This is a genomic window from Xanthovirga aplysinae, from assembly GCF_009711365.1.
GTDB classification, from domain to species: domain Bacteria; phylum Bacteroidota; class Bacteroidia; order Cytophagales; family Cyclobacteriaceae; genus Xanthovirga; species Xanthovirga aplysinae.
On sequence record NZ_SMMB01000241.1, the window covers coordinates 1 to 811 of the forward strand.

Genomic DNA, 811 nt, shown 5'->3' on the forward strand with positions numbered 1-811 from the left:
GCCATAAAATTTACACTTTCAATATTTCAAATTGATAATTATATCCAATGTATAGCTCATTCAATGATATGCCTTCCAATTCAAAGGTATGGATCTATCAAGCTGATCGTAAACTCTCCGATACAGAGAGAGAAACTCTTGAAAGCAACCTAAAAGTTTTCCTAAACTCCTGGGCTTCTCATGGTAATGATTTAAAAAGTTCAGGTAAGGTTTTTCACAACCAATTTCTGGTTATTTTGGTAGATGAAAATCAAAATATGGCTAGTGGATGTTCTATTGATAGTTCCGTAGCATTTGTAAAAGAATCCGAGAAAGCTTTAAAGGTTAATTTCTTTAACCGAACGAAAATTGCATTCCTCATTGAGGGGGAAATATACCTGGAAGATCTTCAAAAGGTTAAGGAAAAAGTTAGTGGCGGATTAATTAAAAAAGATACCCTAACTTTTAATAACCTTGTTGCAGACAAAGCAAGCTTTGATTCTAATTGGACTATTCCAGCCAAAGATTCCTGGCTTAGCCGTTATTTCTAAAAGCAGAGGTTAATTTTACTAAAATTCCTGCCATAATTTCATATATTGGAAGCAAATAAAATATGCTTTCTTTGCTTTTTAATTTTGATGCTTATTGAAAAGCAGAGGGTTTATAACCCTTTATCTTAGTAAGAAGTTATAAAACACAAGAGCGAACCTATGAGAGATTAGGGCTGAATATTGTGGGGAACCGTTAAAGAGTATCTCATATTTCAACTATGGGCTATTTTAATAGGAATGTTTTAAATCATATATCATACTGAATTTACTTAGCCCTTTTG

At 32.7% G+C, this 811-nt stretch carries 1 protein-coding gene; it reads left to right on the forward strand.

Annotation, left to right across the window (positions count from 1 at the left end; all coding sequences use genetic code 11):
• The first annotated feature begins 47 nt into the window (after window positions 1-47).
• Window positions 48-530: a hypothetical protein gene (locus tag E1171_RS00575; RefSeq protein WP_155203073.1), complete on the forward strand. Its 483-nt coding sequence runs from the start codon at window positions 48-50 to the stop codon at window positions 528-530.
• Window positions 531-811: the final 281 nt, after the last annotated feature.